A 24,681-nucleotide genomic window follows, 5' to 3' on the forward strand; every position below is an offset into this window, starting at 1 on the left:
ATGAAGTTCTCTGCAAACATCGGATTTCTCTACACCGAGCTGCCGCTGCCCGAGCGCATCCGCGCCGCCAAGCGCGACGGCTTTGACGCGGTGGAGTGTCATTTCCCCTATGACGTGCCCGAGGCCGAGATGACGGCGGCGCTGGATGAGACCGGCTTTGCCATGCTTGGGCTCAACACCGTGCCCGGTGATGTGGCGGGCGGCGACTTCGGCCTCGCGGCGCTTGCTGACCGCCGCGATGAGGCTGTGGCTGCGGTCAAGCAAGCGGTGGACTACGGCGCGGCGATCGGCGCGCAGAACGTCCATGTGATGGCCGGGCGCACCGATGGCGGGGCGAAGGCCGAAGCGGCCTATCGCGAGACGCTGAGCCTTGCCTGCGATCTGGCGGGCGAGAAGGGCATGGGCGTGCTGATCGAGCCGATCAACCACCGGGACGTCGCGGGCTATCACCTGAGCCGCGTCGAGCACGCCGCCGAGATCATCGAGGCGCTGGGGAGAGACAACCTGCGCATCATGTTCGACTGCTATCACACGCAGATCATGCAGGGCGATCTGCGGATGCGCTTCAAGGCGCACCAACCGCTGATCGGCCATGTGCAGATCGCCGCCGTGCCCGACCGGGGCGAGCCCGACGGCGGCGAGATCTGCTTCGAACGCCTGCTTGCCGGCTTTGCCGAGGCCGGATGGCACGCGCCGGTGGGCGCGGAATACAAGCCGCGCGGCGGGGACACGAAGGCCGGTCTCGGCTGGCTCGCGCCCCTGCGCGCGGCGCTGAATTGAACAGACAAGGATTGTTGAGATGACGGACGTACTGGCAGTCGGCAAGCCCGACCAGAAAAGCCGCGACGCGCTGGCGGAACTGGGCTGGACCCATGTAGAGAGCCTTGATGCGGCGCAGGCTATGGACGAAGAGACCCGCAAGGGCGTGAAGGCCATCGCCTTCTACGGGCACACGCCCTTCGCCGGCGCGCAGATGGATGCCTTCCCGGCGCTAGGGCTGATCGCCAACTTCGGCGTCGGCTATGACGCGATCAATGTCGAGGATGCCTCGGCGCGCGGCATCAAGGTGACCAACACCCCCGATGTGCTGAACGACGATGTGGCCGATCTCGCCGTGGCCATGCTGCTTGACTACTGCCGCGACATGCGTGGCGCAGAGGCGCATGTGCGGTCTGGCGCCTGGGGCAAGACCGGCCCGCACCCGCTGCAGCGCAAGATGAGCGGGCAGAAGGTCGGGATCCTCGGCATGGGCCGCATCGGGCGCGAGATCGCCGACCGTCTGGCCGCCTTCAAGATGGAAATGCACTACCACGCGCGCTCCGAGAAGGAGACGCCGGGCTGGACGTTCCATGCCGATCCGGTGGCGCTGGCGCGCGAAGTGGATTTTCTGGTGATCGCCCTCGTCGGCGGGCCGGCGACCGAAGGGTACGTGTCGAAAGAGGTGATCGAGGCGCTTGGTCCGACCGGCGTGCTGATCAACATCTCGCGCGGCACCACGGTGGACGAAGAGGCGCTGATCGCGGCGCTGCAGAACCGCACCATTGAGGGCGCCGGTCTTGACGTGTTCCTCAACGAGCCGAACCCCGACCCGCGCTTCTTGGAGCTTGAGAACGCCGTGTTGCAGCCGCACCAAGCCTCGGCGACGCATGAGACCCGCGCCGCCATGGGCCAGCTTCAGCGCGACAACGTCTCGGCGTTCCTCGCGGGCAAGGACCTGTTGACCCCGGTGAACTGAAGCCCTGCGATGGCGTGCCCACAGATTTGGCCCCCGCAGCGCGCGGGGGCTTTTTCGTGCGCTGCTTCTCTTGGCGCGCCGGATCGGGTAGGGCGGGCGCATCGCAGGGCACGAGGACGTCAAGATGCAGCCATGGGAACTACTCGCGACGGCGCAGGCGCCGCAGGGCGACACGCTGCGGCTGCTTCGGCGCGGGCACGAGTATTCGATCCGCCTGCAGGGCGGCAACGAGCTGATGAGCAGTCGTCTCAGCGGCTCGGAAGAGGCGCTGGCGACGCTGGCGCTGGAGGCGCTTGGCGGCCGCCCCGCGCCGCGGGTGCTGATCGGTGGGCTTGGTATGGGCTTCACCCTGCGCGCGGCGCAGGAGGTGGCACCGAGGGACGCTCGGCTGATCGTGTCGGAAATCGTGCCGGAGCTTGTTGGCTGGGCCACCGAGCATATGGCGGCGGTCTTTGGCGATTGCCTTGATGATCCGCGCGTGGAGATCCGCACCGGCGATGTTGCCACAGAGATCCGCAGTGCCGCCCCCGCGAGCTATGATGCCATCCTGCTCGACGTCGACAATGGCCCTGACGGGCTGACCCGCGAAGGCAACGATTCGCTTTATGGCGAGCGCGGGCTGCAGCATGCGCGGCGGGCGCTGAGCAAGGGCGGCGTGCTGGCGGTCTGGTCGGCGGCGCAGGATCAGGGGTTCACCCGGCGGCTGGGGCAGAACGGCTTTGCCGCCAAGGCGCATATGGTGCGCGCCGGGCGCACCAAGCGCGGTGCCAAACACACCATCTGGATCGCGCAGAAGACCGGGGCATAAGAGAACGGCGCCTGAGACGGCGCCGGCGCATCGTTTCGGAGAATGCCCTTAGGCGAAAATGCCGGGCACCAGCGCGCCGCGCGACTGAATGACCTTGGCGGCAAGCTGCATGGCTTCGGCGGCGGCGTCCTGCGGCGCCTTGCCCTGCGCCAGCCCGGCCAGCATCCCGGCGGCAAAGCTGTCACCCGCGGCGGTGGTGTCCACCACATCCGTCACGGTTTCGGCCTCGATCTGATGCATCCCGGCCTCGCGCTGCCACAGGTGCAGCGCGTCGCCGCCCTGTTTGACCGCCACCATGTCGGCCCCGCCTTCGCGGTAGCGTTCGATGGTCGCGGTGGGGGTGGCATCGCCAAAAAGGCTCTCTTCCTCGTCGAAGCTGGGCAGCACGATGTCAGCGGTGCGGGCGCCCATGGTCAGCCCGGCGCGCATCGCTTCGGTGCTTTCCCATAGTTTGGGCCGCAGGTTGGTGTCGAACGACACGATCGCGCCCTTCTTGCGCGCACGCGCCAGCGCGCCGCAGAACAGTTCGCGCTGCTTCGGCGGCAGGATGGCCAGCGTGATGCCCGAGAAGTGGATCATCTCGCGGCCCTTCAAAATGCCGTCGAGCCACGTCAGGTCGTCTGCCATCAGCTTTGCCGCCGATTGGCCCCGCCAGTAGGAGAAGCTGCGCTCGCCGCCGTCGAGCGAGATCATGTAAAGCCCGACGGTGCGGTCGGGGTTGCGCTTGATAGTCGACACGTCGACCCCTTCGCCCGAGATGAAATCGAGCATCTCGGTGCTCACGGCGTCCTCGCCCACGCAGGTGCCATAGCTCACCGTCCACTCCTCCGGGAGCAGGCGGCGGGCATACCATGCAGTGTTGAACGTGTCGCCGGCAAAGCCGCGCTTGTAGAGGCCGTCTCCGGCCTGCGACAGTTCAACCATGCATTCTCCGAGGGCGAGGAAAGCGGTCACAGAAGGTTTCTCCGGGATAGGTTGCGCATCAATGCGCCAGCGCCAAAGGTCCATTCCGGGGCCTCGGTCGACAGGCGTACGGTGTTCTCTAGCGCACCGAGCGCGGGTTCGGAAATGGTTACCACGTCGCCGACGTGATGGGTGAAGCCCTGACCGGGGGCATCGCGGTCCTCGGTCGGCGCGAAAAGCGTGCCGAGGAACAGCATGAACCCGTCGGGATACTGGTGGTGGCGGCCGATGGTCTGGCCGACGATCGAGGCTGGGTCGCGGCTGATCTGGCTCATCGACGACGCGCCGTTGAGCACGAAACCGTCCTCGCCTTTCACCGTCATCGTCAGTTCCGCCTTGCGTACGTCATCGAGCGTGTAGCTGTCGTCAAACAGGCGGATGAACGGGCCGATGGCGCAGGAGGCGTTGTTGTCCTTGGCCTTGCCCAGCAGCAGCGCCGAGCGCCCCTCGACGTCGCGCAGGTTCACGTCATTGCCCAGCGTCGCGCCAAGGATGTCGCCGCGCGAGTTGATCGCCAGAACGATCTCGGGCTCGGGGTTGTTCCATTTGCTGATCGGGTGCAGGCCCACCGTCGCGCCCCAGCCGACCGCGGCCATGGGCTGCGATTTGGTGAAGACCTCGGCGTCAGGGCCGATGCCGACCTCAAGGTATTGCGACCACATGCCTTCCTGCTGCAGCACGCGCTTCACCTCCATCGCCTTCTCGGAGCCGGGCTCGATGCCCGACAGCGATGAGCCGATGATGGATTTCACCTTGGCGCGGATCGCCTCGGCGGCGTCGGGATCGCCCGCCGCCTGCTCCTCGATGACCCGCTCGACCATCGACTGCGCGAAGGTCACGCCCGAGGCTTTCACCGCCTGCAGATCACAGGGGGCCAGAAGGTGCAGCACATCTTCGCCGGCGCTTTCCTTGGACCCTGCGGCGAGGTCGGCCAGCGTGCCGATCTCTTCGCCGGTGGCCGCGCGCAGCATTGCGGCAGGGTCTTCGCTTTCCAGCAGGTCGCGCATGGTCGGGATCGCCATGCTGGTGATGTCCACCAGCGTCTCGCCGCGCAGGGCGACGACGGCGGGGCCGACGCCGGGGCGCCAGACGCGCCCGACAAGAAGGGCCTCAGGGGTGGGGTTGCTATGCGGGAGCATGAAATCTCTCCTAGTCAATTAATCTTGGGGCGGCAACAGCTTGCCGGGGTTCAGGATGCCCGCTGGATCGAAGGACGCCTTGATGCGCCGCATCCATGCGAGGGCGGGACCGTGTTCGGCCTCCATGTACTTTTGCTTGCCAATGCCGATGCCGTGCTCGCCGGTGACCGTGCCGCCGAGCCGCAGCGCGGTCTCGTTGAGCTTGCCGGCGAAGGCGTGGACCGCGTCGACCTCGGCCGGGTCGTTCGGATCGAAGCGCGCGGCGCAGTGGAAGTTGCCGTCGCCGACGTGGCCGACGATGGTGCTGACCAGCCCCGCGTCGCGGGCGTCGGCCTGCGCCTGCAGCACCGCCTCGGCAAGCTGCGAGATTGGCACGCAGACATCCGTGGCCAGCGTGCCGAAGTCCGCCCCGGGGCGCAGCGCGGCAGAGGCGAAATGGGCGTTGTGGCGCATCTTCCACAGCGCGTTGCGGGCCTCGGTGGTGTTGGCCTCGGCCCAGGCTTCCATGCCGAACTCCTCGGCGATCTCGCGAAAGCTCTCGGATTGCTCGGCGACGCCCGCCGGGCTGCCGTGGAACTCGACGAAGAGATGCGGCTGCTCGGGCAGGTCCGATCCGGCGTGGATGTTGAAGCCGCGCACCATCATCTCGTCGACCAGTTCGATCCGCGCCATCGGCAGGCCGGACTGGATGGTCAGGATCACGCAGTTCACCGCATCCTCGACGGAAGGAAAGCGGCAGGTGGCCGACGCGATGCCTTCGGGCAGCCCGTGCAGTTTCAGCGTCAGTTCGGTGATGATGCCGAGCGTGCCTTCGCTGCCCACCAGAAGGTGGGTCAGATCATAGCCCGCCGAGCTTTTGCGTGCCTTGGTGCCGGTGCGGATGATGCTGCCGTCGGACATCACCGCCTCCAGCGCCAGCACGTTCTCGCGCATGGTGCCATAGCGCACCGCCGTGGTGCCCGAAGCGCGCGTCGCCGCCATGCCGCCGAGCGAGGCGTCGGCGCCGGGATCGATCGGGAAGAAGAGGCCGGTGGCCCGTAGGTCCTCGTTCAGCTCGGTGCGGGTAACGCCGGGTTGAACCACCACGTTGAGGTCCTCTGCGTTGACCTCCAGCACCTTCTTCATGCGCGAGAAGTCGAGGCTGATGCCGCCCTTGATCGCCAGATGCTGCCCCTCCAGCGAGGTGCCGGTGCCGAACGGAGTGATCGGCGTGCCGGTCTGGGCGCAGAACCGCACGATGGCGGCAACTTCCTCGGTGGTCTCGGGGAAGGCCACGGCGTCGGGCAGGGCGAGGGGGAAATGCGCCTCGTTCCGCGCGTTCTGCTCGCGGATGGCATCGCTGGTGGCTAGGCGGTCACCAAGGAGCTGTTCGAGCGGGGTGAAGAGGGTCATTTCTCAGGTCTCCAAGTTTGGGTTCCGGGCGCAGGCCCGCCCGGAATCGAGGCGAAGCCGCCGGGCAAGCGGTCGTTCATCGTGGCGCCATCGGTCCGAGCCCGATGGACGACGCCGTCCGGGCGGGCTGGCGCTTTGTCACCCTCGTGCAACGAAATGAGGTCGCCCGGACTTGGCCGGGATAAAGCGCTGACCGCTATTGTCACGGCGCCAACCCACGGGCCGGTGCTCGCCCGGCTCCCATTGCGCCGTGTGGCGTGAGGGAGCCGGAGAGGGGGCCTTACTTGCCCCAGTTCAGCACGAGCGGATCGAGCGGCTTGATCAGCTCGATCAACATCGAAGCGGTGTCGGGATGCAAGGGGGCAATCGGGTGGCGGCAGAAGGCCGATTTGATCACCCCGCCGACCTGCATCGCGTGCTTGGCCGAACGGAAGCCGCACTGGCGGTTCTCGTGGTTCACCGCGGGCAGCACGCGGGCGTAGCCGTCGATCGCCGCCTGCCGGTTGCCGGCGAGGAAATCCACCACGATCGGGCGGATCTTGTCGGGGATCATCGCCGAGGTCATGCAGCCGGTCGCCCCGGCGTCGAGGTCCGCCAGCAAGGTGATCGCCTCTTCACCGTCAAAGGGCGCCTCGATGGCGTCGCCACCCTCGGCGATCAGGCTGCGCAGCTTGGCGGCGGCCTGCGGGCATTCGATCTTGAAAAGTTTCAGCATCTCGATCTCGCGCGCCATCTTCACCAGCAGAGGCACCGGCAGATCGACGCCCGACAGCGGCGCATCCTGCAGCATGATCGGAATGCCAACCTCGCCGACGCGGGCGAACTGCTCGAACGTCTGCTCGGCGGTGCCTTTCATCAGCGCGCCGTGGTAGGGCGGCATCATCATCACGATGTCGGCGCCAAGGTCCTTGGCGTATTGCGCCCGTTCCACCACGATCGGCGTGGCATAGGCAGAGATCGTCACGATCACCGGCACCCGGCCCGCCACATGCTCGACGCAGAGCTTGGTGAGGATCGCCCGCTCGTCGTCCGACAGCAGGAACTGCTCGGAGAAGTTGGCGAGGATGCAGATGCCGTCGACGCCCATGTCGATGGTGCAGTCCAGCACCCGCTTCATGCCCTCCAGATCGAGCGTGCCGTCGTCGTGGAACGGCGTCGGCACCACGGGCCAGCATCCGGTATATTTGGTCATTCTAAAGGTCCTCCCGAAAGTCGTTGTCTGAGTGTCAGGTTCCGCCGAAGGCTGACACGAGGGCCAGCGCGACGACGCCCAGCATGGCCAGCGCCATGCCGTAATTGATCAGCCGCTGCGTGCGGTAGCTGAGGTTGAGCCGGTGCAGGGTCACCCCCGCCTTGAGCCAGGCCAGATGCACCGGGATCCAGATCGCGTTCATGATGACGATCTTCGCGGCGGTCTCGAAGCCGAGCGCCTCTGGGGCGAAGGAAAACCCGGTGAACATCGCGGTGTTCACCGCATAGGCCTTGGGGTTGATCGCCTGCAGCAGGATGCCAGCGCGCACGCCCGGCGCGGCCTTGGCCTCGATGAAGGCGATGCGGCTGCCCGCGAGCGCGATGCGTGCGGCGAGATAGATCAGGTAGCACACCGACAGCGCCATCAGCACGGTCCGCACGGCGGGCACCGACAGCACGATCGCGGCAAAGCCGGTGAGCACCAGCGTCATCACCAGATTGGTGCCGATGAACAGCCCGGCGCCGTAGCGCAGCCCATCCCGCCAACCATAGGCAGAACCGACGCCAGCGATCGACAGCACCCCGGGGCCCGGCGTGATGAACAGCAGGAACACGGCGGCAGCAAAGCTCAGCATGGGCCGGGCTTTCGGTCCTGCAGGGCTGCGGCGGGGCGTGTCACGTCGCTGTCCTCTCTGGCGGGCGGGGCGGTTTTGCACCGGCTCCGCTTGCATCGCGGTTCATTTGGTATACCATTTTCCTGAATACGGTCCCGCCGCGTTTTGTCAATGGACTTGCGGGTTCGCGCAGCCTTTCGATCAAGCGCGCGGCGGCCAAGGGTAGAGGAGAAATCATGTCCCTGTTCGATCTGACGGGCCGCACCGCGCTGGTGACCGGCTCGACCATGGGTATTGGCTTTGCACTGGCGCGCGGGCTCGCGCAGGCGGGGGCCAAGGTGCTGCTCAACGGGCGCAACCCGCAGCGGCTTGAGGAGGCGGTGGCGACGCTGACCGGCGAGGGGCTGCAGGCCGAGGCGCTTGGCTTCGACGTCGTGGACCACGACGCGGCGCGCGCTGCAATCGACGGGTACGAGGCGACGCACGGCCCGATCGACATCCTGATCAACAACGCCGGGATGCAGCATCGCGGCCCGCTCGAAGACTTCGAGCCCGAGGCCTTCGATCGGCTGATGCGCACCAATGTCTACTCGGCCTTCTACGTCGGGCAGGCCTGCGCGCGGCACATGATCGGACGCGGCGCGGGCAAGATCGTCAATATCGCCTCGGTGCAGAGCGCCTTGGCGCGGCCGGGGATCGCGCCCTACACCGCCAGCAAGGGGGCGATCACCAATCTGACGAAAGGCATGGCGACTGACTGGGCTAAGCACGGCCTCAACTGCAACGCCATCGCGCCGGGCTATTTCAAGACCCCGCTCAACGCCGCGCTGGTCGCCGATCCCGAGTTCAGCGCATGGTTGGAAAAGCGCACCCCGGCGGGGCGCTGGGGCGACGTCGAGGAACTGGTCGGTGCCTGCGTCTTCCTCTGTGCCCCGGCCTCGAGTTTCGTGAACGGCCACACGCTGTTCGTCGACGGCGGCGTCACCGCGTCGCTGTAACCACTTCTTTGGGAGGAGAGACCATGAGCGACAAACCCGTAGTGGGCTTCATCGGCGTCGGCCTGATGGGCCACGGCATGGCCAAGAACATCCTCAAGGGCGGCTATCCGCTGTGGGTGAAGGGCAACCGCGACCGCGCGCCGGTCGAGGATTTGGTGGGGCAGGGGGCGCAGGAGGCGGCCTCGCCCAAGGCCATGGCCGAGAGATGCGACATCATCCACCTGTGCCTGTCGAACTCGCCGCAGGTCGAGGACGTGATGCGCGGGCCGGAGGGCATCCTTGCCGGGGCGCGGCCGGGGCTGATCGTGGTGGATTGCTCCACCGCCGATCCGGCCTCGACCGAGGCGCTGGCCGCCGAGCTGGCCGAGAAGGGCGGGGCGATGGTCGACGCGCCACTGGGCCGGACGCCGAAGGAAGCCGAGGAGGGGCAGCTCGATGCCATGGTCGGGGCCGAGGACGCGAGCTTCGCCAAGGTGGAGCCGGTGATCCAGTGCTGGGCAGGCAACATCAACCGCGTCGGCGGGGTCGGCGCGGGCCATAAGATGAAGCTGGTGATGAACCTCATCTCGATGAGCTATGCCGCGCTTTATGCCGAGGCGACGGTGCTGGCCGCCAAGTCGGGTATCTCGCCGCAGACGGTGCGGCAGGTGATCGGCTCCAGCCGGCTTGGCAACGGCTTCTTCGACACCTTTATGCGCTACGCCGTGGACCGCGACATGGAGGCGCATAAGTTCAGCATCTTCAACGGCGGCAAGGATGTGCGCTATGCGGGCGCCATGGCGGCCAAGGTGAACGCCCCGGCGCTGATCTCCAGCGCCACGCGGCACTATTTCGCCACCGCCGAGGCGACGGGGCATGGCGCCGACTATGTGCCGAGCCTGTCGGACCGCATCGCTGAGATGGGTGGGATCGACTTGGCCGAGGAGGTGCAGAAGGGCGACGGCTGATGGGGCCCGGCGGGCGATGCGCCGTCAGCTTGTGGCCCGCCGCACCACCTTAAAACCCATGTCCTCGCGCAGGCCCTTGGGCAGATCGCCCGCAAGGACCAGTTCGGCGGCCCGGCGACCGATCGCCGCGCCGTCGATATGCACCGTGGTCAGCGCCAGCGCGGACGGTCCGGCCATGTCAAAATCGCCGAACCCCGAGATTGCCAGCCGCCCCGGAACGTCCAGCCCGCGCCGCCATGCCTCGCAGAGCGCGCCGCTGGCCAGCATGTCGCTGACACAGACCACCGCCTCGGTGTCGGGCCAGAGCCGCAACACCTCGCCCAGCCCATGCGCCCCGAGGTCGGGTCCGGTGATGCCCGGCTGCGGGGTCACCGTCACCACGCGCTCTTCGGTCAGCTCTGCAGCGCAATCGGTGTAGCCCTGCCGCCTTAGCTGCGCGCGGGTGTCATGCGGGCGGTTCAGCCCGAGGAAAGCGACGCGCCGCCGCCCGGTCTCGATCATGTGGCGGGTGATCGCCGCGCCCGCGTCGCGGTTGAAAAAGCCAACCGCCGCATGCACCGGCGGATCGGGCAGCCCCCAAAGCTCCAGAACCGGGATGCCCGCACGGGCAAGCAAGGCGCGGGCCGCGGGCGTGTGACGATCGGACGTCAGCACCAGCGCTTCGGGGCGGCGGCCCAGCATGGTCGAGATCAGGCTGGCCTCGGTCTCGGGGTCGTATTGGGTTGTCGCCAGCATCAGCTGCAGACCGCCGGCCCCCAGTCCATCGGTCAGCCCGCGGATGGTCGCGGCAAAGACCGGCTCTTCCAGCGTCGAGACCAGCGCGGCGACCACCCGCGAGCGCTGCGAGCTGAGCGCGCCCGCGGTTTCGTCCAGCACATAGCCAAGCTCGGCCACCGCCGCCTGTACCTTGCGCAACGTGCCGGGGCTGACCTTGTCGGGGGTGCGCAGCGCGCGGCTCACGGTGATCTTGCCGACCCCTGCGCGGGCCGCCACATCGCCCATGGTGACCCATTTTCTGCCGTCTGCCATGCCTGTCCCCGTCTGCCCTGTTGACGGCTTCTGATACGCGGTGGTACCGATACCACGAAAGGCCGAATGCGGTCTCGGAGAATCGCAGTTTCGTGAGCGGGCCAGCGCGGTCTGCCCGATCAGGTCTCTGCAAAATAAGACGCTGGGCGCGAGGCACGTCGCCGTCCGGCACAGCGCGAAGCCCGCCGCCCTCGCAAGCCGGCGTCGCTTCGTTGAGGGTCGGCTTCGGAGGAGGGGGCCGACCCTCTCTAATTTTCAGAGATTTTATTCGAGCTATACGAGGGCGCGTTAAAGCAGCGCCTGCGCCAGATAGAGCGTCCCCATCCCCGCGATCAATGCGCCGGTGACCGACAGACGCAGGGCCACAAGGAAGGTCACCAGCGCCGCGATGATGCGCGCCGGTTCGGTTTCGCCCCCCGTGGCCTGCGGCCAGAGCACCAGCGGCGTGACCATCGCGGGCAACACACCGACGCCGACGTACCTGAGATGCAGCACCACCCAGTCCGGCAATTGCTTGCGTCCGAAGAAGCCGAGAAAGGAAAACCGCACGAGGAAGGTGCCGATGCCCAGCAGAATCGTCAGGGTCCAGAATGTGGCTGTGTCGATCATGTCTGACCTCCGGCGGTGCGCCGTGTCGCGCGGCGACGCAATGCGAGTTCGGCTTGCGCGCCGACCAGCATCGCCACCAACGCCGCCGCGATCAGCCCCAGCCCGGCGGGAAAGCCCGCGAAGAGAATCGCGCAGAGCACTGAGACCGCCGCGGCCAGCATATGCGGCAAGCTCCGCAGCAGCGGCGCGGTGATCGCAATGAAGCAGACCGGCGCGGCGAAATCGAGGTGGAGCGAGGCCGGGATCGCCGTGCCGATCACCGCGCCGAGCAGCGTGCAGCCGTACCAGAACGGGCAGATCAGAGCCATGACCCCGAAGTAATAGGCGACCTTCTCGTCGCGGCTCATGCCCGGCTTTTCCTCATAGGTTTTCACCGCCACGGCGTAGGCCTGATCGACCATCAGATAGGCCATCAGCGCCCGCACCCCAAGCCGCGCATGTCCCACATGCGGCACCAGCGCGGCCGAGTAGAGCGCCATGCGCAGGTTCACCGCCAGCGCCGCGGCAAGCGCGACGAACACCGGCGCGTTTTCTTGCAGCAGCGCCAGCGCGGTGAACTGCGACGCGCCGGCGATCACCAGCACCGACATCGCCATCACCTGCAGGATGTCGAGCCCGGCATCCCGCGCCACGACGCCGAACAAAAGCGAGAAGGGCACCACCACCGCGATGAACGGGGCGCAGTCGCGATAGCCCTGCCAGAACGCTGTTCGCCTCATGCGGGCAATCTCGATTGTGGATTCTTGCGGTCAGTCAATCCACTGAAAGATAAAGATAATACTCGGTTCTTGTGCTGCCTTCGGTGCATCTGTGCGCCTCCCTCCCACGAATGCTCTTGCATTTGGTATACCAAATTGGGAAGCTGCTGCAAGGAAACAGCGCGTCACCCGGCGCGCCCGAGAGGCGCGCGGGGAGGCGCGTCAAGGAGAGGAAGCGACCCGTGTCCGACACACGTGCCAATAAGCGATTCCGCTCGCAAGAGTGGTTCGACAACCCCAACAATCCCGGCATGACCGCGCTCTATGTCGAGCGCTATCAGAACCAGGAATACACCCGCGACGAGCTGCAGGCCGAAAAGCCGATCATCGGCATCGCCAACAGCGGCTCGGACATCGCACCGTGCAACAAGATCCACGTCTTCCTGATGGACCGGATCAAGGCCGGCATCCGCGAGGCGGGCGGGATTCCGATGGAATTCCCGGTGCACCCGATTCAGGAAACCGGCAAGCGGCCCACCGCGGCGCTCGACCGGAACCTCACCTATCTCGGCCTTGTCGAGGTGCTGCATGGCTACCCGCTCGACGGTGTGGTGCTGACCACTGGCTGCGACAAGACCACCCCCGCCATGCTGATGGGCGCGGCGACGGTCGATATTCCGGCCATCGCGCTCAACGGCGGGCCGATGCTGGACGGCTGGTGGAAGGGCAAGCGCGCCGGCTCGGGCACCATCGTCTGGGAATCGCGCCGCCTGCTCTCCGAGGGCAAGATCGACTATGATGAGTTCATGTCGCGGGTCTGCTCCTCGGCGCCCTCGCTGGGGCACTGCAACACCATGGGCACCGCCTCGACGATGAACGCCATGGCCGAGGCGCTCGGCATGTCGCTCACCGGCAACTCCGCCATCCCCGCGCCGTTCCGCGAGCGCATGGCGATGGCCTATCAGACCGGCAAGCGCATCGTGGAAATGGTCTACGAGGACCTGAAACCCTCCGACATCCTGACCCGCGAGGCCTTCGAAAACGCCATCGTGGTCAACGGTGCCATCGGCGGCTCGACAAACGCCCCGCCGCACCTGCAGGCGGTGGCCCGTCACGCCGGGGTCGAGCTTGACGTGAAGGACTGGGAGACCATCGGCTTTGACGTGCCGCTGCTGGTCAACATGCAGCCCGCCGGAGAATACCTCGGCGAGAGCTTCTTCCGTGCCGGCGGCGTGCCTGCGGTGATGGCCGAATTGCAAAAGGCCGGGCGCGTCCACGAGGGGGCGATGACCGCCACCGGCCAGACCATGGGCGCCAATCTCGCCGGGCTCGAAAGCCTCGATACCGACGTAATCAAGACCTACGACGCGCCGATGCGGGCCAATGCCGGGTTCAAGGTGCTTTCGGGCAACCTCTTCGACAGCGCCCTGATGAAGACCTCGGTGATCTCCGAGGACTTCCAGAAGCGCTTCCTGTCGGAGCCGGGCAAGGAGGGCATCCTCGAGGCCCGCGCCATCGTCTTCGAAGGACCCGAAGATTACCACGACCGGATCAACGATCCCGATCTGAACATCGACGAGCATTGCATCCTGTTCATCCGCAACGTCGGCTGCGTCGGCTATCCCGGCTCGGCCGAGGTGGTGAACATGCAGCCCCCCGATGCGCTGATCCGGCAGGGCATCAACCACATGCCCACTGTCGGTGACGGGCGCCAGTCCGGCACGTCGGAAAGCCCTTCGATCCTCAACGCCTCGCCCGAGGCGCTGGTCGGTGGCGGGCTCGCCTATCTGCAGACCGGCGACATGGTGCGGCTCGATCTGAACAGCAGTTCGATGAACGCGCTGGTCGACGACGCCGAGTGGGAAAAGCGCAAGGCTGACTGGGAGGCGCCCGAGATCGTCAACCAGACCCCGTGGCAGGAGATCTACCGCCGCCACGTCGGCCAGCTGTCCGATGGCGGCTGCCTCGAGCTGGCGACGGCCTATCAGAAGGTCGCCCGCGTCCTGCCGCGCGACAACCACTGACGCAAACCTGTTCCGGCGCGGGCGCGAAAACGCCCGCGCCGTTTCCTTGGGAGGAGTTTCATGCAAAGTATCATCATCACCGGCGCCGGCAGCGGCATCGGCCGGCTGACCGCGAAATCGTTTCTCGACGCGGGCTGGAAAGTCGGCCTCGTCGGGCGCCGCGAGGCCCCGCTGGAAGAGACCGCCGGCGGCAACCCCAACGCGCTTGTCCTGCCGTTTGACGTCTCGGACCCCGAGGCGGTCGACGCGGGCTTCGACAAGGCGATGGCCGAATGGGGCCGCATCGACGCGCTGTTCAACAACGCCGGAATCAACGTCAAAGGCGGCATGATCGACGAGGTGCCCGCCGAGGAGTGGCTCAAGCTCAGCTCGATCAATATCTCCGGCATGTTCCTCTGCGCCCGCGCCGCCTTTGGCCGCATGCGCCGGCAGGACCCGCAGGGCGGCCGGATCATCAACAACGGCTCGGTCTCGGCGCATGTGCCGCGCTGGGGCTCGGCGCCCTACACCACTTCCAAGCACGCGGTCACCGGCCTGACCCGCTCGCTGTCGCTGGACGGGCGCGCGTTCAACATCGCCTGCGGCCAGATCGACATCGGCAACGCGCTCACCGACATGGCACAGGCGATGACCCAGGGCGTGCCGCAGGCCGATGGCTCGATCGCCGTCGAGCCGGTGATGGACGCCGCGCATGTGGCCAGCACGGTGATGCATATGGCAACGCTGCCGCTGGAGGCGAATGTGCAGTTTGTCACCGTCATGGCCTCGGCCATGCCCTATATCGGGCGCGGCTGAGCGCCGCTTGGCGCCCCGGCGATTTACAATCGCCGGGGTCTGGCCTACGGAGGGCAGACCGTAGAAAAAGGCGCTCCATATGCCCAAGACGCTCGTGACCGGCGCTGCCGGGTTTATCGGTTTCCATCTGTGCCAGCGACTGCTTGCCGAGGGCCATGAGGTCATCGGTCTCGATGCGATCACCGACTATTACGATACCGGGCTGAAGCGCGCCCGCGTGGCGCAGCTCGAGCACGAGCGCTTTACCTTCGTGAAGGGGCGGGTCGAAACGCAGGGGCTGCTGCTGGATTTGCTCTCGCAGCACCGGTTCGAGTATGTCTACCATCTGGCCGCGCAGGCGGGGGTGCGGCATTCGATCGAGCAGCCGCGCGACTATCTGGAAAGCAATATCGCCGGCACCTTCGAATTGCTCGAAGCGGCACGGGCGCATCCGCCCAAGCACATGCTGATCGCGTCGACCTCCTCGACCTACGGCTCGAATACCGAAATGCCCTATGTCGAGACGATGCAGGCCGACCACCAGATGTCGTTCTACGCCGCGACCAAGAAGGCGACCGAGAGCATGGCGCATTCCTACGCGCATCTCTACGACCTGCCGGTCACCATGTTCCGCTTCTTCACCGTCTACGGCCCGTGGGGCCGCCCGGACATGGCGCTGTTCAAGTTCACCAAGGCGATCCTGCAGGGCGAGGCGATCGACGTCTACAACCACGGCGACATGATGCGCGACTTCACCTATGTGGACGATCTGGTTGCGGCGCTGCAGCGGCTGGCCCCGCTGGCACCCGAGCGCGGCGCGCCCGCCGGACCCGAGGACAGCCTCTCGCCGGTGGCGCCGTGGCGCGTGCTCAACATCGGCAACGGCAGCCCGGTGAAGCTCACCGCCTTCATCGAGGCGATCGAGGCGGCCACCGGCCTCACCGCCAAGCGCAACCTGCTGCCGATGCAGCCCGGCGACGTGCCCGCTACATGGGCCGACACCACGCTGCTGACCCGGCTCGCCGGGAACGCCCAGCACACGCCGGTGACCGAAGGCGTCCGGCGCTTCGTCGACTGGTACCGCGCCTATTACGCGGTCTGAGCCGGCGGCGCGCCGCCGCTTCTTCTCTTCAAAAATACGCCGGGGGTGAGGCCGCAGGCCGAGGGGGCAGCGCCCCCTCCGCGGGGCCTCACATTCTGGGCGGACGCGAATGCGGCACGCCGCGTTGCCGCTCGCGGTGCCAGATATAGAGCCCGGCGCCGATGATGATCGCCGCGCCGAGCAGCGTCCATGGGGTCGGCCAGGTGCCGAAGATCAGCAGCCCGGCGGCGGCGGCGCTCATCAGTTGCAGGTAGACCATCGGCGCCAGCACCGAGGCATCGGCATAGCGGTGCGCCGCCGTCGCCAGCATATGCGCCACCGCGCCGAAAATGCCGATCACCGCCAGCATCACGCCAACGCCGGCGCTCTCGGGCGCCTCCCAGCTTGGCAACACCCATGGCGCCAGAAACAGCGTCGGCAGCGCGCCGCCCCAGACCTGCGAGGTGGCGTTGCTTTCGGTGCCCGCCATCTGCCGGGTGAGAATGAAATAGAGCGCGGCGCTGCTCAGCGCGCCCACCGACAGCAGCATCGCCGGGTGGAAATCCGCGCCCCAGGGCTGCATCACCACCAACACGCCCAGAAAACCGACGCAGACCGCGCCGATCCTATGCGGGCCGACCTTCTCGCCAAGCAGCGGGATCGCCAGCAGCGTCACCACGATGGGCCCGGCGAACATGATCGTCGTGGTAACGGTGATCGGCAGGTAGCGGAGCGCGAGGAAGTTCAGCATGGTGCTGCCGAACAGCGCCGCGGCGCGCAGCGCCTGCTTCCACGGGCTGGCGGTACGGAACAGCGCCTTGCCCTCACGCGGGAAGAAGGCGACCAGCACCAGCACCAGATGCGCGGCATAGCGGCACCAGACCACCTGCAGCGCCGGCATGCCGTGCTGCAGCAGCCATTTGGCCGAGGTGTCGATACAGGTGAACCCGATGACGCCCACGGCCATGAGGATCAGGCCGAGGGCGGTTTTGTCTTCGCGGGGGGCGACGGCCATGGCTCAGCGCGCCCGCGCCGGGAGAAGCGGCATGTTTCAGTCTTTCAGATGCTTGGAAAGGTAGTCGACCATTTCCGGCACCATGTGCCCGGCGAAGCCATTGTTCAAGGCCTCGTTCAGCGTTTCCGAGGCGCAGCCGGACATGCGCGACTGCGCCCCCAACTCTTCGGCCATGGCGCGGTAATAGCCCACGTCCTTGGCGGCATTGTCAACCGAGAAGGCCAGATCGACCTTGCCGTCCATCGCCCAGCTTTTGATGAAATCCATCATGCCCGAATGGTTCGGCCCTGCCGACAGCACGCCGTAAAGCTTGTCGCGCGGAATGCCAGCGGCATCCCCCATGGCAAACGCCTCGGACATGGCCATGGCGGTGGTCATGGCAAAGAAGTTGTTGATCAGCTTGATCGTGTGCCCCGAGCCGAGCGGGCCGAGGTGGAAGACGTTCTCGCCCAGCACGTCCAGAACCGGCTTGGCCTGCGCATAGGCGGCTTCGTCCCCGGCGCACATGATGTTCAGCTTGCCCTCTTTTGCGTGCGACGGCGTGCGGCCCAGCGGGGCGTCCAGATAGGTCGCGCCCTTGCTGGCCAGTTCGGTGCCGATGCGCTGGGTCGAGCCGGGCAGGGAAGTGCCAAAATCGATGACGATCTGTCCCTCCTTGGCGCCGGCCAGCACGCCGTCGTCGCCGAAGATGCGGCTTTCCACCTGCTCCGAGGTGCCGACGCAGAGCATCACGATATCGCTGCTTTCGGCCAGATCTCGCGCCGATCCCGCTTCCGAGCCGCCGCGCGACAGCGCCTCTTCGACGCCGCTGCGGTCACGGTTGCCAAGAACGGTCACGTCGTAGCCCGCGTGTTGCAGGCATTCGACCATGGCCCGGCCCATAAGGCCGAGCCCGATGAACCCGATGGTGGGTTTGCTCATGTGGTGGTCCTTCCTTTGTCGAGGCCGGGTGGTGGGCTTGCGGCGCGGGGTTACATCACCGCGCCGACCTGCCAGGGCACGAACTCATAGTCGCCCAGTCCCAGCGCTTCGGATTTGCTTTCTTCGCCCGAGGCCATGCGCAGCCACATTTCGTAGATCTCGCGCCCCACGTCCTCGACGCTGGCGCCTTCGGTGAGGATGCGCCCGGCGTTCACGTCCATGTCCTCGGTCTGGCGCTGGTAGAGTTCGTTGTTCGAGGCGACCTTCATGGTGGGCGAGGGCTTCGCGCCAAAGGCTGAGCCGCGCCCGGTGGTGAAGCACACAAGATTGCAGCCCGAGGCGATCATGCCGGTGACCGAGGCAGGGTCGTAGCCGGGGCTATCCATGAAGGTGAAGCCCTTGGCGGTGACCGGCTCGGCGTATTTATACACGCCCATCAGCGGCGTGGTGCCGCCTTTGGATGCCGCGCCCAACGATTTTTCCAAGATGGTGGTCAGCCCGCCCTTCTTGTTGCCGGGGGAGGGGTTGTTGTCCATCGAGCCGCCGTTGCGCTCGGTGTAATCCTCCCACCAGTGGATCAGGTCGATCAGCTTCTTGCCGATCTCGGGGGTGGTGGCGCGGGCGGTCATCAGGTGCTCCGCGCCGTAGATCTCGGGGGTCTCGGACAGCACGCCGGTGCCGCCCTGCGCCACCAGAAGATCGCAGGCATGGCCGACGGCCGGGTTGGCGGTGATCCCCGACCACGCGTCCGAGCCGCCGCATTCGAGGCCGACCATCAGTTCGGAGGCGGGGCATTCGGTGCGGGTGGCCTTGTTGACCTCGGGGAGCATCTGCTCGACCTGCGCGATGCCGTGCTCGACCGTCTTGCGCAGCCCGCCCTCGTCCTGAATGTTCATCTTCTGGAACAGCGGGCCGGGGGTCAGCCCATAGGCCTGCACCAGCCAGTCGATCTGCATCACCTCGCAGCCAAGCCCCGCCATCAGCACGCCGCCGACGTTGGGGTTGCGCGCATAGCCCCACAGGACACGCTGCAGGAACTCAAAGCCCGTGCCGTCGCCGCCCATGGCGCAGCCGGTGCCATGCACGAAGGCCACGACGCCATCGACATTGGGATAGGCTTCAAGCTTCTCGGGGGTGAAGTGCTGCGCGATCATCCGCGCGGCGGTGGCCGAGCAGTTCACCGAAGTCAGGATCGCAAGGTAGTTGCGGGTGCCGACCCGGCCGGTCGAGCGGCGGTAGCCCATGAAGGTGTCTGGCTTTTCGGCGGGGGGCACCGGGCGCAGGTTGGTGCCATACTCGTATTCGGCCTCGACGTTGCGAAACTCGAGGTTGTGGGTGTGGATATGCGCGCCTGCGGGAATGTCCTCGGCGGCGTAGCCGATGATCTGGGCGTATTTGCGCACCGGTTCGCCCTTGGTGATGTCGGTCAGGGCCATCTTGTGGCCGCGCGGGATCAGCGTGGTCGCACCTTCGTCGCCCACTTCCAGCGGGACGACTGCGGTGACAACGTTGTCATGTTCGGAAAGGCGGACGGTTTTCATCTTGGCATATGCTCCATGGAGCGGCTGTGTGGGGTGGCGGGCAAAGACCGGGCGGCGCGGCTCTGGCGCCAGCGGGGGCTTTGGGGAAACTCTCTGCCTCCGGTGCCGGAGGGTCAAGCAGGGTCAAGCGAAGGGGCGGCACCGGGCCGCCCCCTCGGACTAGTGGGCCGTTACAGGAACAGCGTGACCAGCGGCGGCCAGGCCAGCAGCACGCCGAGGGCGAGCATCTGGAGCCCGATGAAGGGCAGGAAGCCGCGGAAGATGTCGGTCAGCGAGATATGCGCCGGGGCAACGGACTTCAGATAGAAGGCCGCGGGGCCGAAGGGCGGCGACAGGAAGCTCACCTGCATGTTCATACAGAACACCACGCCGAACCAGATCGAGACGTAGCTGCTGTCCACATGGCCCAGCCAGCCGATTTCCTCGGGCGGCAGGCGCATGACGATCGGCAGGAACACCGGCATGATCAGCAGCACGATGCCGACCCAGTCCATGAACATCCCCATGATCAGGAAGATGAACATCATCACAAGGATGATCCCCATGGTGGGCAGGTCCGAGCCGACGATCAGGTTGGCCACATAGGTCGGGCCGCCCGCCAGCGTGTACGCCGCCGCAAGGGCTGCCGCGCCGATGGTCACCCAGATGATCGTGCCGGTGGACTTGAGCGTGCGCATGACCGCGTCCCAGACCACTTCGAAGCTCATCTCGCGGCGAATGAGGCCGATGACGAAGACCGCCACAACGCCCATGCCCGCGGCTTCGGTGATGCCGGTGATGCCGCCGTAGATCGAGCCCAGAACCACGCCGATCACCACGACCGGGGCAATCAGGCCCTTGCCCATCTCCCAGCCCTTGGCGGTGCGCTCGCGGCCGACCACGAAGAACACCACGATGCCGAACACCACCAGCGCGCCAAGCAGCCACGGGATGTCCGACGCCATGCCGAGCGGGATCGGGTCGACGCCCTCGGTCACGGTGTTGGCACCGGTGACGGTGAAGAACAGCGCGCGCAGCGCCAGCACCGCCACGATCCACATGCCGAAGCGCGACAGGAAGCCGAGGAACATCAGCGCCTTCTCGCTGCCTTCGGGATCGCCCGGCTCTGCCGGCGGCAGGGGGGCCTCTTCGGGGTTCATCCGGGTGCGGATGAAGATGTAGATCATGAAGAACGAGGCCAGCATGAAGCCCGGCAGGAACGACGCGGTGAACAGCGCCTTGATCGAGGTCTCGGTGACCAGACCGTAGAAGATCAGAACAATCGACGGCGGGATCATCGTGCCCAGCGAGCCGCTTGCACAGATCGTGCCGATGGCGAGGTTCTGGTTGTAGCCAAGGCGCAGCATCTGCGGCAGCGCGATCAGGCCCAGCAGAACCACTTCGCCGCCGATGATGCCCGACATGGCGGCCATGATGACGGCCATGATCGAGGTCACGAAGGCGATGCCGCCACGGGTCCGCGACAGCCACACGTTAAGCGAGCTGTACATGTCCCGCGCGATGCCAGACCGCTCGAGTAGTGAGGCCATAAATATGAACAACGGCACTGATATCAGGACGTAGTTCACCATCTGTCGATAGACCGCCTGACCAAGCACCGCGAAGGGGCCCATGCCGAAGCGCCCGAACAGCAGGTCGGGGCCGAATTTCATCACAAGGGTCGCAACTGCCAGAAAGGCGGAGGCGAAGCCCAGTGGCATCCCGATCGCCAGCAATGCGAACATCGCCAGCAGCAGGATCAGGCTGAGTGTGCCAATATCCACCATTTAAGTCAGTCCTCCAGCGTGCGACGGATGTTTTCAATCTCCGTCTGGTCGATCTCGTCCGCGGGCGAGTGGTGTTCGGGGGCCTTGTTCCAATCCGCGATGAGGTTGGACAGCGCCTGCAGCGCCACGAGGCCGATGATGATGAGAATGCCGATTTTCAGGGTCGCCGGCAGGGGCGGATCCCACGCGGTGCCGAAGGTCTCCATTCGGCCAAGCTTCTGCATGGCTTCGTTGTAGCCACCCCAGAGCAGGCACAGGAAGAACACCCAGATCAGCGAGACCGAGATCACGTCGGCCAGCTTCTGCATCCAGCGCGGCATCATGTCGTAGATGATGTAAATGCGGATGTGGCTGCGCTGCTGCATGGAATAGAGCCCGGCCAGCAGGAACACGAAGGACGCGATCCACAGCGACAGCTCGTTGGCCCAGAGCGTGGGCTTCTCAAAAACGTAGCGCGCCACGACTTCGTAGAACATCACCAGCACGATGGCGATGATCGCGATCATCGACAGGCGCGAGAGCACCAGCGACAGGATGTCGAGCGGGCCGGTGTGCTCGATCTCGATCGAGCCGCGCGTGTCCGACAGGTAGATCGAGCCGAACAGCAGCGCCGCAAGCAGCGACCACAGCATGACCGACACCAGCGGGCGGCCCTCGGGGCGCAGCATTTCATACATGCCGATGGGCTCGGCGGAGGTGAACTGGCCGACGATCAGCCAGGCGTACACGGCCAGCGCCAGCCCGGTGCTAATCAGGGCCAGCAGCCGGACCGGGCCGCGCAGCGAGCCGAGCCAGAGGCTTTCATTGGACATTGGATAACCCTTTCGGAGGAGGGGATGTCAGGGTCTGTGAGACAAGGATGAAACAAGAAGGGCGGGCCCGGGTCTGGGCCCGCCGCTCTGTCTGTCAGGTCAAGGATGCGCCGGGCGTCCTTATTCTGCCGAGATCAGACCCAGCTGGCCCAGGTATTCCTTGTGGCTTTCCACAAGTGCCTTGGCTTCGGGCGACTTCTCGGCCCAGGTGTCCCACGCGGATTGTGCCGCCTCGCGGAAGGTCGCGCGATCCTCTGCCGACCAGTCGTGCAGGGTGACGCCAGCTTCGGTCAGACGTGCCGCCGCTTCGTTGTTGGCTTTCTCGAAGAACAGGGCCGAACGCAGCGCCAGCTTTTCCATCGCGGTCTCGATGATGCGCTGGTTCTGCTCCGACAGACCGTCCCAGACCATCTTGTTACACGCGAGGTGGTCGGACGGCATCGAGTGGAAGCCGGGGTAGGTGGCATGCTTGGCCAGATCAAAGAGGCCAATCGACTCGTCATTGGCAAGACCGGAATAGTCGGTGCCCTCGATGATGCCGGTTTCCATCGCGGTGAAGACCTCGGTGAAGTCCATCACGATCGGCGAGGCGCCGAGGTTCGCGAAGATCTCGGTTTCCATGCCCGGGGGCGAACGGAACTTCCACTCTTTCAGATCATCCGGCCCGGCGATCGGGGTCGAAGAGACCAGCGATTCCTGACCATAGACCCACCAGCCGATCAGCTGCATGCCGAACTGGTTGTAGAGCTCTTGAGCTTGCTCGAGGCCGCCACCGTAATACAGCCACGACAGCTGCTGGTAGGGCGTGTCGTAGCCGCCCATGATGTCGCCGACGAACTGGAAGCCAGCGTTCTTGCCGGTCTGGTAGGCACCGCCGGTCATGTCGCAATCGATGATGCCATTGGCTGCGGCGTCGAAGGTTTCGACCGTCGCCACCACCGAGGAGGCGTAGAACATCTCGATGTCGATCGAGCCGCCCGACATCACTTCGACGTCGTCGACGAATTGCGCGGCAAGCTTCCCCGAAGTCTGCTCGGGGTTGTAGTGCGTCTGGATGCGCAGGGTCACGTCCTGAGCCAGCGCCGGGCTTGCCAGAACAGCGGCCGCGGTTGCAGCCTTCAGCAGGGTTTTCACTTTCATGTCTTTCCTCCCAATATGGGGTCTTCCCCCGGTTTCGGCACTCCCTCACAGCGCCGGATGGTATACCATCTGGAATCGAAGCTAACCCAACGTGGGATCGACAATCAACAATTTTTGGTATACCAGATGTCAAAAGAGTAGGTCACCTTCCCCTCAGAGGGACCTCGGTCTAACACCACGTGTCTCCGCGCCGCGGGGCGCACGATAACGAGCCGTAAAGGCTGAGACTGAGAGGCCCACCATGCCACAGAGCCCTGAAACGAGCCCGTCCGACCTCATTTCGGACAGAACGTTGGCCGAGCAGATCGCGGATCAGCTGCGCCGGGACATCCTGCGGGGCAAGCTGCCGCCCGACACCGCGATCAAGGAACGTGACAACGCCGCCGAGCTTGGGGTCAGTCGCACGCCGATGCGCGAAGCGATCCGCATTCTGGCGCAGGAGGGGCTGGTGGTGCTGCGTCCGGCGCGCAGTCCGATCGTGGCGCGCCCCACCGTGAAAGAGGTGCACGATCAGGTCGTCGTGCTGTTGGCACTGGAAAAGCTTTCGGCGCAGATCGCCTGCGAACGGGCCACCGAGGCCGATCTCGCCGAGCTTGCGGATCTGAACCAACGCATTGCGGATGCCTATGATCATGTAGATGCGCTGGACCTGTTCGAGATGGACATGGCCTTTCACCGGCTCATCGCCGAAGCTGCGCACAACGAGGCGCTGGCCGAGACCCATCACGCCTATCTCGCCCGCCTGTGGCGCGCGCGGTTTCTCTCGGCGACCATGCGGCGCAACCGCGAACGCGTGGTGACGCATCACGGGGCGATCATGGATGCCCTGCGGGCGCGCGATCCCAAGGCGGTGGATGCGGCTCTTGATCAGCACTTGGCCAATCTCGCCGAAGATATCTCTGCCGCGATCGAGGCGGAGAATGCCGCCGCAGGCGGGGCAGGGGGGTAGGCTTCCCCAGCAGGCGGGGCAGGTGGCCGCGCATCGCAAATCACCGCATCACAAATCACTCAAGCGGCGGTCTCCCATCGGAGGCCGCCTTTTTCATGCGCCGCCATCTGCATGCATTGTGCATAGACTGTGCATGAGATGTGCCCCTTAGATTCCCCCTGACTCGGGCCGAGTCTGCCGCCGCTTTGCACCTGCTTGTTGATAAGTCTGTGGGCGGCGCAATATCTTGTCCCTGCGCTGTGCATCTGCCGCTGGGGCAGGGGGGCTCTGGTGCGCGCACCCGCAAAAAATTCTCACTCTAAACCTCTGTTTTCATGCGCTTTCTGATGAATTTCGCAAAAACTTCACGGGTCTTTCGAAAAACCGCTTGCGGGTCCCGGTGGGTATCCGTAAAAGCCCCCTCACCGGCGGCGCTGAGGCGCTGATCGGGACGCCAGACGGGGTGGCGGCGAGGCGGTAAGCTGAGCCAGCGCAGACGAGGCAACGGAATTCGAGAGGCAGACGGGCGGGCGCGCCGCAAGTTAGGGCGCAACGG

Annotated in this window: 23 protein-coding genes; 9 read left to right on the forward strand and 14 right to left on the reverse strand. The window is 65.9% G+C overall.

The genetic code is table 11. The features are described 5' to 3' along the window. The 3 genes from ACXAJT_RS08450 (at nt 1) to ACXAJT_RS08460 (ending at nt 2,543) form a co-directional block, all read left to right on the forward strand. On the forward strand, nt 1-780 hold the full coding sequence (locus ACXAJT_RS08450; RefSeq protein WP_475234500.1) for a hydroxypyruvate isomerase family protein: 780 nt from the start codon (nt 1-3) through the stop codon (nt 778-780). A 19-nt stretch (nt 781-799) separates the two neighbouring features. After that, nucleotides 800-1,735 (forward strand): 2-hydroxyacid dehydrogenase, encoded by a 936-nt coding sequence (locus ACXAJT_RS08455; protein ID WP_475234501.1) that lies wholly within the window; start codon nt 800-802, stop codon nt 1,733-1,735. A 124-nt stretch (nt 1,736-1,859) separates the two neighbouring features. Next, nucleotides 1,860-2,543 carry a spermidine synthase gene (locus ACXAJT_RS08460; protein WP_475234502.1) on the forward strand — a complete coding sequence of 228 codons (684 nt, stop codon included), beginning with the start codon at nt 1,860-1,862 and terminating at the stop codon, nt 2,541-2,543. A 48-nt stretch (nt 2,544-2,591) separates the two neighbouring features. Here ACXAJT_RS08460 and ACXAJT_RS08465 read toward each other — a convergent pair whose 3' ends face one another. The 5 genes from ACXAJT_RS08465 to ACXAJT_RS08485 all read right to left on the reverse strand — a co-directional run bounded on the left by ACXAJT_RS08465 (nt 2,592) and on the right by ACXAJT_RS08485 (nt 7,863). After that, nucleotides 2,592-3,497 (reverse strand): sugar kinase, encoded by a 906-nt coding sequence (locus tag ACXAJT_RS08465; protein WP_475234503.1) that lies wholly within the window; start codon nt 3,495-3,497, stop codon nt 2,592-2,594. Next, nucleotides 3,494-4,645, reverse strand: a complete 1,152-nt coding sequence (locus tag ACXAJT_RS08470; RefSeq protein ID WP_475234504.1) for a fumarylacetoacetate hydrolase family protein — start codon at nt 4,643-4,645, stop codon at nt 3,494-3,496. The genes ACXAJT_RS08465 and ACXAJT_RS08470 overlap by 4 nt, the downstream gene beginning before the upstream one ends. Nucleotides 4,646-4,663: 18 nt before the next feature. Next, nucleotides 4,664-6,037 (reverse strand): FAD-binding oxidoreductase, encoded by a 1,374-nt coding sequence (locus ACXAJT_RS08475; protein WP_475234505.1) that lies wholly within the window; start codon nt 6,035-6,037, stop codon nt 4,664-4,666. Between the two features lie 280 nt (nt 6,038-6,317). Beyond that, nucleotides 6,318-7,229, reverse strand: a complete 912-nt coding sequence (locus ACXAJT_RS08480; protein ID WP_475234506.1) for a dihydrodipicolinate synthase family protein — start codon at nt 7,227-7,229, stop codon at nt 6,318-6,320. 34 nt (nt 7,230-7,263) lie between these two features. Next, the gene (locus ACXAJT_RS08485; RefSeq protein ID WP_475234507.1) at nt 7,264-7,863 is read right to left on the reverse strand and encodes a LysE family translocator; all 600 of its coding nucleotides are present in this window, start codon (nt 7,861-7,863) and stop codon (nt 7,264-7,266) included. Nucleotides 7,864-8,078: 215 nt separating this feature from the next. On the opposite strand from ACXAJT_RS08485, the gene ACXAJT_RS08490 reads away from it, so the two are divergent. Then, nucleotides 8,079-8,840, forward strand: coding sequence for an SDR family oxidoreductase (locus ACXAJT_RS08490; protein WP_475234508.1), 762 nt, complete (start codon nt 8,079-8,081; stop codon nt 8,838-8,840). Nucleotides 8,841-8,863: 23 nt separating this feature from the next. Further along, entirely contained in the window at nt 8,864-9,787 is a 924-nt protein-coding gene (locus tag ACXAJT_RS08495) for an NAD(P)-dependent oxidoreductase (protein WP_475234509.1), read from the forward strand. 24 nt (nt 9,788-9,811) lie between these two features. Here ACXAJT_RS08495 and ACXAJT_RS08500 read toward each other — a convergent pair whose 3' ends face one another. The 3 genes from ACXAJT_RS08500 to ACXAJT_RS08510 form a co-directional block, all read right to left on the reverse strand. Continuing rightward, nucleotides 9,812-10,816: a LacI family DNA-binding transcriptional regulator gene (locus ACXAJT_RS08500; protein ID WP_475234510.1), complete on the reverse strand. Its 1,005-nt coding sequence runs from the start codon at nt 10,814-10,816 to the stop codon at nt 9,812-9,814. A gap of 288 nt (nt 10,817-11,104) precedes the next feature. Then, complete coding sequence (locus tag ACXAJT_RS08505) at nt 11,105-11,425, reverse strand: AzlD domain-containing protein (protein WP_475234511.1); 321 nt, start codon at nt 11,423-11,425, stop codon at nt 11,105-11,107. Further along, entirely contained in the window at nt 11,422-12,144 is a 723-nt protein-coding gene (locus ACXAJT_RS08510) for an AzlC family ABC transporter permease (RefSeq protein ID WP_475234512.1), read from the reverse strand. Before ACXAJT_RS08510 ends, ACXAJT_RS08505 begins: the two co-directional genes overlap by 4 nt. Nucleotides 12,145-12,365: 221 nt before the next feature. On the opposite strand from ACXAJT_RS08510, the gene ACXAJT_RS08515 reads away from it, so the two are divergent. From ACXAJT_RS08515 to ACXAJT_RS08525, 3 genes are all read left to right on the forward strand, one after another. Continuing rightward, a complete protein-coding gene (locus ACXAJT_RS08515) occupies nt 12,366-14,147 on the forward strand; it encodes an IlvD/Edd family dehydratase (protein WP_475234513.1) in 1,782 nt (593 codons plus the stop codon). A 60-nt stretch (nt 14,148-14,207) separates the two neighbouring features. Further along, nucleotides 14,208-14,942: an SDR family oxidoreductase gene (locus ACXAJT_RS08520; protein ID WP_475234514.1), complete on the forward strand. Its 735-nt coding sequence runs from the start codon at nt 14,208-14,210 to the stop codon at nt 14,940-14,942. 79 nt (nt 14,943-15,021) lie between these two features. Continuing rightward, on the forward strand, nt 15,022-16,023 hold the full coding sequence (locus ACXAJT_RS08525; protein ID WP_475234515.1) for an SDR family NAD(P)-dependent oxidoreductase: 1,002 nt from the start codon (nt 15,022-15,024) through the stop codon (nt 16,021-16,023). Between the two features lie 88 nt (nt 16,024-16,111). Here the strand turns inward: ACXAJT_RS08525 and ACXAJT_RS08530 are convergent, their stop codons facing one another. The 6 genes from ACXAJT_RS08530 to ACXAJT_RS08555 form a co-directional block, all read right to left on the reverse strand. Next, a complete protein-coding gene (locus ACXAJT_RS08530; protein WP_475234517.1) occupies nt 16,112-17,017 on the reverse strand; it encodes a DMT family transporter in 906 nt (301 codons plus the stop codon). Nucleotides 17,018-17,053: 36 nt separating this feature from the next. After that, nucleotides 17,054-18,013, reverse strand: coding sequence for an NAD(P)-dependent oxidoreductase (locus ACXAJT_RS08535; RefSeq protein WP_475234528.1), 960 nt, complete (start codon nt 18,011-18,013; stop codon nt 17,054-17,056). Then, nucleotides 17,989-19,479 (reverse strand): UxaA family hydrolase, encoded by a 1,491-nt coding sequence (locus ACXAJT_RS08540; protein ID WP_475234519.1) that lies wholly within the window; start codon nt 19,477-19,479, stop codon nt 17,989-17,991. Before ACXAJT_RS08540 ends, ACXAJT_RS08535 begins: the two co-directional genes overlap by 25 nt. A 170-nt stretch (nt 19,480-19,649) precedes the next feature. Beyond that, a complete protein-coding gene (locus ACXAJT_RS08545; RefSeq protein WP_475234520.1) occupies nt 19,650-21,245 on the reverse strand; it encodes a TRAP transporter large permease in 1,596 nt (531 codons plus the stop codon). A gap of 5 nt (nt 21,246-21,250) precedes the next feature. Further along, on the reverse strand, nt 21,251-22,057 hold the full coding sequence (locus ACXAJT_RS08550; protein WP_475234521.1) for a TRAP transporter small permease subunit: 807 nt from the start codon (nt 22,055-22,057) through the stop codon (nt 21,251-21,253). Nucleotides 22,058-22,177: 120 nt separating this feature from the next. Next, complete coding sequence (locus tag ACXAJT_RS08555; RefSeq protein ID WP_475234522.1) at nt 22,178-23,197, reverse strand: TRAP transporter substrate-binding protein; 1,020 nt, start codon at nt 23,195-23,197, stop codon at nt 22,178-22,180. 241 nt (nt 23,198-23,438) lie between these two features. Between ACXAJT_RS08555 and ACXAJT_RS08560 the strand changes: the two genes are divergently transcribed. Then, nucleotides 23,439-24,146 (forward strand): GntR family transcriptional regulator, encoded by a 708-nt coding sequence (locus tag ACXAJT_RS08560; RefSeq protein ID WP_475234523.1) that lies wholly within the window; start codon nt 23,439-23,441, stop codon nt 24,144-24,146. Nucleotides 24,147-24,681 lie beyond the last annotated feature (535 nt).

This window comes from Salipiger sp. ABF4_146 (genome assembly GCF_056161345.1).